Source organism: Blautia sp. HA3515 (assembly GCF_059933065.1).
The window spans coordinates 1-9,263 of record NZ_JAYFUY010000010.1; the positions used below are offsets into that span (position 1 = coordinate 1).

A 9,263-nucleotide genomic window follows, 5' to 3' on the forward strand; every position below is an offset into this window, starting at 1 on the left:
AGCTGTCCTTAAAGGGCAGCTATAATTTTTATAAAGCGAGGTCTTATTTATGAAGAACAAAAAAATTTGGACAGTAGGCTTGTGCGGAGCAATCTGTTTAAGCGTTGCAGGATTTACTTATGCAAATGCATTGGCTTCGGACACGCCAAAGGTTTCGACATCCGAAACAGAAAACACATCCGGTGTAGATATTCTCTATCAGGACACAGACGGTGGTCGAATCAGCACTGACGGTAAAAACTGGATTGCCGAGGCAGATTACGAAAAGAACAATACAGCACCGGATGTGCAGTGGTGGACAGCCGATGAGTATGAGGCATGGATGAACGAACAAAAAAAAGAAATGGAATCATTGATTGGAACCGGCGATGGTTGGTATGATGGACAAGGCGTATTCCATGAATTTACGAAAGAAAGCGTTGACGCAATGATGTCCAGTTATGAAGAAACGCTGGAAAGCATTAAAAATGGAGTATTGTATTCCAAAGACAGCGGCGATGGTGATACCTACTCAATGATTCCACCTACCGACGATGTGGTTTCCGATTATAGCGTTGACGTTATAACAGATAATGGTCAAAAGGTACACATTGGAAATTACTCAACAGTTGAAGAATTGAATGAGGCAATTTCTGATGCAGTTAAAACTGGACAGCTCACCCAAGAAGAAGCGGACGCAGCTCGTCAGTAATAAAGAAAACCAAACTGCCAGACAACGGTAAAAAACTGCCGTCGTTTGGCAGAAGCATTTTCACATGGCTATGAAGCGAATGCTCAGATATTCTCTCTAAAGAGGTATTGTTTACTTTTTCTAATACTAAAACGATACAGAATGTATTACAGCGAAGCTGTTGGAAAAATTGAAATGTACTTGCTTTGCCAGAAATATCATATGTCAGGTTGCGTTCAATATGAACCGACTAACGAAATGATGGTAGAACTGTATGGGGAAGAAAGAAAAATTGATAACTTCATGCCAGTTTTAGAAAAATATTTTAATCGCAAACCATGTAAAGTGATAGAAATGAATGGGGAACCAGATTATGGTGTTGGTGATTTTAGAATTGGATAGGAACATAATGCAAGTATTTGTTGGAAGGGAAGCGAAAACATCGGAAAAATATTATTGATATCTTTTAATGATAATGAAGAAGAAATAATAGAGTCTGTTCTTGCTGCTTTGGGAACAGGACGAAATATATATTGTGATGAAAATAATATAAAGCCATTAAAGATACATTATGGAGATATTGTTATTTTGTTGGATAAAAGAGAATTATTTCGAAAGCAGGAAAAAATAGATTTATCTTTTATAGAGTTTGAAATTTTGCATTTATTAATGCGAAGTCCCGGAAGAGTGTTTAGCAAAGAACAAATATATGATATCATATGGAATGAACCTTATTCCGGTGATTATAATGTGGTTATGCGACATATCTGCAACATTAGAGAAAAGATAGAGGATGATCCGGGCCAACCAATGTATATACAAACGGTGAGAGGTGTAGGATATCGGTTTAACGGGAATTTAGGCAGCGAGTGAAATCGCTGCCTATTATTATGGTTTTACAAAGAAGGAAGTTTGTTATGAGAAGATCTTTGTATTTCAGGAGCCTCCTGTTTGAGATATTTGGACGGGTTTTGATGTATCAATTCCAACTCTTTTGTTTCTTGCTTAAAGGAAACGTATTGAGTATTTATTGACTTCTTTTTGGAAATAAGATTTGAAAGTTGCTCCTGTAACTTATTAGTATTAAGATGCTTCAGATCCATGCCATTTTCCTGTAAAATATGTTTAGCACCAGCGAAAAGAATAATTTGAGATTCATATTTACGGAAATAACGATCCGGATCTTTGGAGCTTTTATAATGGTCATCGTAAATTTTATTTTTCTGATATTGTTCAGCATATTTTAGCATTTCTCGAAGCTGGCGTATCTGAGACTCGAGAGAAACAACAGTGGTATTTACTTCTTTTCGCTGCATATGTAACAAGGCTATGCGGTCTTCAAGTTCTGAAAAATTATGTAGATTATGTGTAAGCATCTTGTTATATTCAGCAGAGATAATTTTTAAATTTTCCTTATTTGCCCATTTCTGAAGCCCAATGTTTCCTGCTGTATTGGGAGCGTTGGTGTCTATTAACTTATTACGAACAGAAGGAACAATAGCTCTCTGACGTTTATTTTCAATGCATTCTTTGATACGTTCTTTAGTAAAATTTTTTCCTAAAAATTTAGCACTTCCACGCACTGGACGGGACATATCGGGAGAACGAAAGGTAATGTATTTTCTGCTGTTTTCGCCAAATTCTGCGTTTTTTATTTCATATCCTTTAGCTTCCATAAATGCAAGAAATTCTGAGTAAGTGGAAACAATTCGGATTGTCTGGTTGATATCTTTTCGCAGCTGAGCTTTTTTACTGGATTCAGATTTATTTGCAGCCCATTCATTGTATTTCATTCCCTTTTTACCATCTGGCATAATTGTGGACAGGTTATGTTCCTGGCATAAAGTGTCGCTGATATTTCGTATTTTCCAGTAATTCTTTTTACAGTCATGATAATGAGAAAAAGTGATATTATCTGCAGAACAGAAAATCAAATGGTTATGTACATGACCTTTATCAGTGTGTGTTGTCAGAACATAGGAGTATTTTCCCTCCAGTAAGCGATCCGCAAGTTCTTTGCCGATTTGATGAGCTTCTTTATAGGAAACTTCATCAGGGGAAAATGCCTGAATCAGATGAAATGCTTTATTTGCATTGTACGGATCTCTGCGGTCATGTGTGTGATCCAAAGTGTATTTAAAGTCAAGAGCTGCTGTTTCGGGAGAGCAGGCAAAGGAAGAAATATATAGTTTCTGGTCTGTTTTATCTGGATTGCAGATGTACTCTATTGCTTTATCAACGGTTGTTTTGATACCATGGATTTTTGTAATTGCCATATTTTTTCCATTAACTCCTTTATATCGTCAAGATCCTTTTTGTAAACTGTATTGGTGCTGTTTATACGACGGGTGATCTGATTCAAATTACTGCTGATATTGCCCAGCAGGGTATTCATTTTTCGAATATGAGAGTAGTCTACTTCATATACAAATCCATATAAAATCATTTTCCGCAGAAAGGCAGATTTGCTTTTCATCCTGGAAAGACGATATTTTTCTTCTAAAATATATTGTTCATCATCGTTCAAATAAAATTGTACGGGATGAATTCTGGTACGTTTGCTCATTGAAATCCTCCAATCTGGTTTTTTCTATAAAAAAGAGTACAAAAAAACTGTCTAACCAGTTCGGCTATGACAGTTATGCTACTTGGCTGTATGCTGTTTTGGACAGATGTATCTGCAGTTTATTTTAACAGGAGTAGGCGGAAGCGTCAAATTAAGAAATTATAAAATATGAGAGGGCCAGGGATACTCCCTGATACATTTTGGCAAAATAAACCGAAAGGGAAATTTGGCAAAATGAGCCAGATGTCATGACACTGGCAGTGCTTGCTTCTTTTGGGGTGTAGCCTGCAAAGCAGGCTATGCAAAAGCTATAAAAGATAAATAGAGCTGTGAGAAGTGGTTGAGAATACAATCTTGATAGCGTATAATCAGAACAAGAAATCGTAAGTGAGGGATAAATTTGAAACGTGAAGAAATTTTTCAATATGTAAAAGAGCAATATGGAACTGAACCGGAATATTTATGGAAAAAAGATCCTGATTCTGCAGTGCTTCGACATAAAAATGGAAAATGGTATGCTATAATTATGGCAGTGGAAAAGGAAATACTGGGATTAGAAGAAAATGGTAGAGTTGATATCCTGGATGTGAAATGTGATCCTGATCTGGTTGGGATGATCATTCAAACGTATGGGTTTTTGCCAGGATATCATATGAATAAGCAGCATTGGATTACAATTCTTCTGGATGATTCTGTTAGTGAAGCAAAAACTCTGGATTTTTTGGATATGAGTTATGATTTAATTGACGGTGGGAGGTAATTAAAAAGGAAGCCTTTCAGAACGAATCTCTGATCGGCTCCCGTGTATTTATTCTGGATATGTATAAGTGGATCTTTGCAACAGGATATTTTCCCAGTCTCGTTCATGACGCAGCACCCGGAGAATATGAATCTCTTTTGTTTGTTCCATTATAATATAAAAAATAATAGATGGCGGAAAAGATTTTTTATGTATGGAATATCCTCTGTACAAAATTTGAGTTCGGGGAAAGGCAGTACTGAACTGACTCAAATTCTGCATTTGTTCTTTCAGATCAGATTGAAAACGGTCAGCACGTTGCTGGCCGAATTCTTCTTCAATATAATCTGCAATGTCTGTGACATCGTAAAGTGCTTCCCAGGTTAAAATAATCTTATAATCTTGCATTTCTTCGTGCATCCCTTAATTCTGTGATTTTGCGAAAAGCATCTTCCAGTGGCAATTCACGACCAGCTTCCATATCATCAATTCCCCGGTCTAACATACGGAGAAGATGATTGTTTTCCTGGTTTTTATCGGTTGTAGGGATTTTTTTTGTTAATTCCATGAAATCACTCCAATCATACGGTTTATAAATAGTGTATGTTGTTCAGAAGTATCTATCCATAGTTTAACATAGAATGGGTAGTAATACAATAAAATTATTTTGCAGGGGTATCCGTCAGACCCAGAAGATATTCGCAGGAAACATGAAATATTTCGGCCAGTGCGACAACTTCATAGTCAGGTACAAAACGTGTGCCTTGCTCAATTCGCAGGATTGCCAGATCATTAAAATCATATCCTGCAAGCTGTAATTTAGTAGCGAGTGTTTTCTGAGTAAGATTATGAGCCTTTCGTAATTCTTTTACCCGTTGTCCTATTCTGTTTTTACTGTTCGTTTTTTTATCCCAATAAATAATCATTCTGATCCTCAAAAGTTCTCTAAAGATGAAGTATCATTATTGATTTTAAGAAAAAATATTGATACTATACTTCTAAAGATGAAGTTTTAAAAAGTTTATTTGATTTTTGAAATAGAAAAATGATAATGCTGCCTGTAAAGAGCAATAATTCTGTGGAGAGGTGGAAGAAAGATGAATGAATTTTATGAAGCAGTATCGAATTTATTAGAGGAAATGCGCTGTGATTCCGGGGAAAGAGAATATACATTACAACCAGAAGAGTGGAGAGAAGCTGAGAAAAACTTGAAACAAATACAAAGGAAGCTGCCAATACATCTGGAAAAAATGTCAGAGCGTGAGCAGAATTTCTGGAATAAATATCTGGATCAGTTAGAACATTTTCATTATGAAGAAGAACAGAGGGCGTATTACCAGGGGATGATGGATGTGATTGAATTCCTTATCAATATAGGAGCAATAAAGAAATCCACGAATGTTAAGAATATGATAGAAAAATATGCACGTTAAGAGTGGCGGTATGGGAAAACCATGCCGCCTTAGTTTATAGAAAATTTTTTGATATTCAGAGGGAAAGAATAAAAAGTGTATATCTATTTATTTTTATGTTATTATTAAAAAAAGATCACTCTACAAATGAGAAAAATTGTAGCTTATGGTTGGAAGGGAAGAGGAAAATATAAATATGATTGTATCTGAATTGAAAATTTACAATTTCCGTCGATTCAAGTCAGTGAATGGTTTGCCTGGATTAAAAATTACGTTTCACAAAGGCTTAAATGCTTTGATTGGAGAGAATGATTCTGGAAAAACAGCAGTGATTGATGCGCTTAAGTTAGTTTTGTTAACGGAAAGTAATGAGTATATTAGACCTGTAGATGATGATTTCTATAAGCCAATTGGTGGAGAGGCTTGTTCAGAGTTTAAAATTGATTGTACCATTACAGAGTTTGCCCAAAATGAGGCGAAAAATTTTATTGAATATTTGACGTTTAAAAAGAATGGTGACAATGTAGAATATATGCTTGAACTTCATTATCGTGCCTGGAAAGAAGGACACAAAATTTTTCAGGAATTACGTGTAGGTGACATAGAAGAGGGGATTTCGATTGATGGAAAAGCTAGAGATTTGTTGAAAGCGGTCTATTTGAAACCACTTCGTGATGCTGAACGTGAAATGAGTTCAGGGCGTAGCTCTAGAATTTCGCAAATACTTCTTAGTCATCCAGTTTTCAAAGATAAAAAAGAACATATGCTTAGGGAAATTTTTCAAGAGGCAAACGAGAAGATAGAAAATTACTTTACGGATGATGTAAATGGAAAGCATATTCTTCAAACAATTCGCAATAATTTGGAATCGTTTAACGATAAGGGACAGGCCAGCAATGCAGAGTTAAGAACATCTGATATTCAGTTAAAGGCTATACTTGAATCTTTATCGCTAAATGCGCCAGAGCTTAATCCTGGCTTGGGGGAACTAAATTTGTTATTTATCGCGGCGGAATTATTACTTCTTAAGGATGATATTGATGGAGGTATGAAATTGGCTCTAGTTGAGGAATTGGAGGCCCATTTGCATCCGCAAGCGCAACTTCGATTGATTAGCTATCTTCAAAATGAATATAATGAGAACAATGTACAGATTATTATATCTACACATAGTCCAATTCTTGCCTCTAAGATCAATCTTAAAAATCTTATTTTAATGAAATCTGGTTGGGGGTATGATTTGGCTGAAGGAAAGACAGGGCTTCAAAAGGGAGATTATCTGTTCCTTCAGAGATTCCTTGATTCAACGAAAGCGAATTTGTTTTTTGCAAAAGGCATTATAATGGTAGAAGGTGATGCAGAGAATATTTTAATTCCTGTGATTGCAGATATCCTTGGTTATCCGTTGGAAAAATATGGAATATCTCTTGTGAATGTAGGAAGTACAGCCTTTTTGAGATATAGTAGAATTATGGTAAGGAAAGATGGAAGTACTATTGGAATTCCGGTTTCTGTGATTACCGATTGTGATGTAAGGCCGTATGATATTGATGAAGAAACGAAGGAAAGAAGATTAAATGAAAAGATATCTGAATCAGCTCAGGCAGAAGAAGAAAAAAATAAAAAATACACCAACGGCTCAGTTCGAGGATTTACATCACCACGTTGGACCTTGGAATATTGTATTGCATTGAGTTGTTTTTCAGAGGATTTTCATAAATCAGTCCATTATGGGAAGAAAATTTTAAATGCAAGAGAATATATTTCATTGACTGAAGAAAAAATCATTGAAGCTAATCAAGAAATGGAAGAAGAAAACAATCAATGGAATGATTTGCCAGATTGGGAAAAAGCATATGAAATTTACAATTTAATGCTCGATGGAGACGGAAAGAGTAGTTTAAAAGCTATTGTTGCTCAATGTTTAGCTTCAGTTCTACGTTGGAAAATGTCAGTAATACCAGAACAATTCAGGCAAGAAAAGATGTTTGATCTTGATTTGTATAGGATGAAGATAGCAGATGAAAAGAAAGCTTAACAGGAACTAAAATCTATGATTGAAAGAGATCAATTTTTAAGCTATATTGTGAAAGCTATTAAATATGCAGCTGGAGAAGCGATATAAGGGAGGCTTCTATGAAGGAATGGGAAATTTCCAATCAAGATATTGAATCAACTGAAAAACTTCTTCTTCCAGAGGGAGCACACTTTTCAGAAGATGCAAGAAATGTTATACGTTGTTGGCATTCAACGGATGTTGCAGCTTGTCCGGGGAGTGGAAAGACAACAGTTCTTCTTGCAAAATTGAAGTTGTTGGCTGATAGAATGCCATTTGCAAACGGTGCAGGAATTTGTGTATTATCTCATACAAATGTTGCGGTAGATGAAATCAGAAAAAGATTATCAGGCTATGCAGATAAACTTATTAGTTATCCAAATTATATTGGTACGATTCAGTCATTTGTTGATAAGTTCATAACCATGCCATATCTGCGAAATATTATAGGGCGAAATGTGCAAGCGGTTGATGATGTGACTTATGCACAGCATATGCTTAGCAGAATGCAAAATAATAAAAAATATAGTGCACTTGAGTATGTTGTAAAAAATAATTTTATTACTAATAAGAAAATTTACAGAACGGCTTGAACATACGCAGGCAGTGTATATAGGAAAAGACGGTGCCCTTTGTATCGAAAAACAAAAGAAAATTTTAGCTGGAGCAGATAAAGTATCTGTCAAACAGTATAAAATGTTGATCTATGATCTCCTTAAAGAGGAAGGCATAATGAAATTTAAAGATGCCTATAGATATGCTAAAACTGCAGTTAATAATTTACCAGAAACATATACAGCTTTATTTTCATCACGATTTCAATATGTATTTATTGATGAATATCAGGATTGTGATGATGTTCAACGACAAGCAATAAATGCAATATTTAATACAGAAAGTTGTACAGTAATTAAAATTGGAGATTCAGACCAGGCTATTTATAATTCTTCGGAAAATGAAACATCCGATTGGATTCCAAATGACGGATTCTTACCGATTGTAACATCGTGTAGATATAGTCAGGAAATTGCTGATGCAATTTGTAGATTAAGAAAAGATAACGCTAATATTATAACATTAGCAGGTACAACGGGTGTTAAACCAGTGTTACTTGTTTTTGATCCAGAGAAAATAGATAGAGTGCTTAGTGGTTTTATCAATGCATTGGAGGTACATGGCCTTTATGATAGTGAAGGTGTATATAAAGCTATTGGTGCAGTGAAAAAAAAGGAATCATCTGGACTTAAAATAGGTAGTTATTGGTCGGAATTTGACAGTTCTCCAAAGAAATCTGGTGAATATAATTATTGGATATTGTTAGATGATATCATGACAAGTTTATTAGAAGGAAAGCTATATAAAACAGAACGTATTATTCGTAAACTTTTATGCCGAATATTTCATTATGCTAAAGTTCGACATCCGATATCAGGCAGGGAATTTTCTACAATTACAATAAAGCGGTTGCTTGACGATGAATATCGAGAGATATATCGTCAGTGGATATACGACCTGTCAGGATTACAAAATATTGATAGAGAAAACATTGATTGTTTAATGAGACAAAAGATAAATGAGCTTTTAAAAGTTAAGAATTTTCAATCAGCAGATATTTTTGAGTGTTTGCCAGAAAATTTTCTTGATAAGAATATTGTTGTAAATCAAACAGAAAAATCTGAAAAAAATATATTCATTGATCTGATCAGAGGACTATAGAATTTAACACAATTCATGGAGTTAAGGGAGAAACACATGATGCAACTCTTTATCTTGAAACGGATAGAAAAGGTGCATCGGATTTAAAAAGAATTCTTCCATAT

General features: G+C 35.0%; 13 protein-coding genes. 8 read left to right on the forward strand and 5 right to left on the reverse strand.

Annotation, left to right across the window (positions count from 1 at the left end):
* The first annotated feature begins 49 nt into the window (after positions 1-49).
* Genes R1Y93_RS00300 through R1Y93_RS00310 form a run of 3 tightly spaced genes read left to right on the forward strand, consistent with a single transcriptional unit; the run spans position 50 to position 1,543 of the window.
* Positions 50-691, forward strand: coding sequence for a hypothetical protein (locus R1Y93_RS00300; protein WP_500821189.1), 642 nt, complete (start codon positions 50-52; stop codon positions 689-691).
* Between the two features lie 45 nt (positions 692-736).
* Positions 737-1,072: a hypothetical protein gene (locus R1Y93_RS00305; protein ID WP_500821190.1), complete on the forward strand. Its 336-nt coding sequence runs from the start codon at positions 737-739 to the stop codon at positions 1,070-1,072.
* A 54-nt stretch (positions 1,073-1,126) separates the two neighbouring features.
* Positions 1,127-1,543, forward strand: coding sequence for a winged helix-turn-helix domain-containing protein (locus R1Y93_RS00310; RefSeq protein WP_274603361.1), 417 nt, complete (start codon positions 1,127-1,129; stop codon positions 1,541-1,543).
* Between the two features lie 23 nt (positions 1,544-1,566).
* On the opposite strand, the gene R1Y93_RS00315 is transcribed toward R1Y93_RS00310, so the two are convergent.
* Both R1Y93_RS00315 and R1Y93_RS00320 read right to left on the reverse strand, forming a co-directional pair.
* Entirely contained in the window at positions 1,567-2,946 is a 1,380-nt protein-coding gene (locus R1Y93_RS00315; protein ID WP_500821191.1) for a relaxase/mobilization nuclease domain-containing protein, read from the reverse strand.
* A complete protein-coding gene (locus R1Y93_RS00320; protein ID WP_288699556.1) occupies positions 2,895-3,236 on the reverse strand; it encodes a plasmid mobilization protein in 342 nt (113 codons plus the stop codon). The genes R1Y93_RS00315 and R1Y93_RS00320 overlap by 52 nt, the downstream gene beginning before the upstream one ends.
* A gap of 400 nt (positions 3,237-3,636) precedes the next feature.
* Between R1Y93_RS00320 and R1Y93_RS00325 the strand changes: the two genes are divergently transcribed.
* Positions 3,637-3,996: an MmcQ/YjbR family DNA-binding protein gene (locus tag R1Y93_RS00325; protein ID WP_288699554.1), complete on the forward strand. Its 360-nt coding sequence runs from the start codon at positions 3,637-3,639 to the stop codon at positions 3,994-3,996.
* 48 nt (positions 3,997-4,044) lie between these two features.
* On the opposite strand, the gene R1Y93_RS00330 is transcribed toward R1Y93_RS00325, so the two are convergent.
* The 3 genes from R1Y93_RS00330 to R1Y93_RS00340 all read right to left on the reverse strand — a co-directional run bounded on the left by R1Y93_RS00330 (position 4,045) and on the right by R1Y93_RS00340 (position 4,901).
* The gene (locus tag R1Y93_RS00330) at positions 4,045-4,383 is read right to left on the reverse strand and encodes a type II toxin-antitoxin system RelE/ParE family toxin (RefSeq protein ID WP_500821192.1); all 339 of its coding nucleotides are present in this window, start codon (positions 4,381-4,383) and stop codon (positions 4,045-4,047) included.
* Positions 4,370-4,543 carry a hypothetical protein gene (locus R1Y93_RS00335; protein WP_500821193.1) on the reverse strand — a complete coding sequence of 58 codons (174 nt, stop codon included), beginning with the start codon at positions 4,541-4,543 and terminating at the stop codon, positions 4,370-4,372. Before R1Y93_RS00335 ends, R1Y93_RS00330 begins: the two co-directional genes overlap by 14 nt.
* A gap of 94 nt (positions 4,544-4,637) precedes the next feature.
* On the reverse strand, positions 4,638-4,901 hold the full coding sequence (locus R1Y93_RS00340) for a helix-turn-helix domain-containing protein (protein WP_500821194.1): 264 nt from the start codon (positions 4,899-4,901) through the stop codon (positions 4,638-4,640).
* A 171-nt stretch (positions 4,902-5,072) separates the two neighbouring features.
* Here R1Y93_RS00340 and R1Y93_RS00345 point away from each other — a divergent pair, with 171 nt between their 5' ends.
* The 4 genes from R1Y93_RS00345 to R1Y93_RS00360 all read left to right on the forward strand — a co-directional run bounded on the left by R1Y93_RS00345 (position 5,073) and on the right by R1Y93_RS00360 (position 9,159).
* Positions 5,073-5,408, forward strand: coding sequence for a hypothetical protein (locus R1Y93_RS00345; protein WP_295301039.1), 336 nt, complete (start codon positions 5,073-5,075; stop codon positions 5,406-5,408).
* 145 nt (positions 5,409-5,553) lie between these two features.
* Positions 5,554-7,425, forward strand: coding sequence for an ATP-dependent nuclease (locus tag R1Y93_RS00350; protein WP_500821195.1), 1,872 nt, complete (start codon positions 5,554-5,556; stop codon positions 7,423-7,425).
* Positions 7,426-7,523: 98 nt separating this feature from the next.
* Positions 7,524-8,036, forward strand: coding sequence for a UvrD-helicase domain-containing protein (locus tag R1Y93_RS00355; RefSeq protein ID WP_500821196.1), 513 nt, complete (start codon positions 7,524-7,526; stop codon positions 8,034-8,036).
* A gap of 13 nt (positions 8,037-8,049) precedes the next feature.
* Positions 8,050-9,159 carry a UvrD-helicase domain-containing protein gene (locus R1Y93_RS00360; protein ID WP_500821197.1) on the forward strand — a complete coding sequence of 370 codons (1,110 nt, stop codon included), beginning with the start codon at positions 8,050-8,052 and terminating at the stop codon, positions 9,157-9,159.
* Positions 9,160-9,263 lie beyond the last annotated feature (104 nt).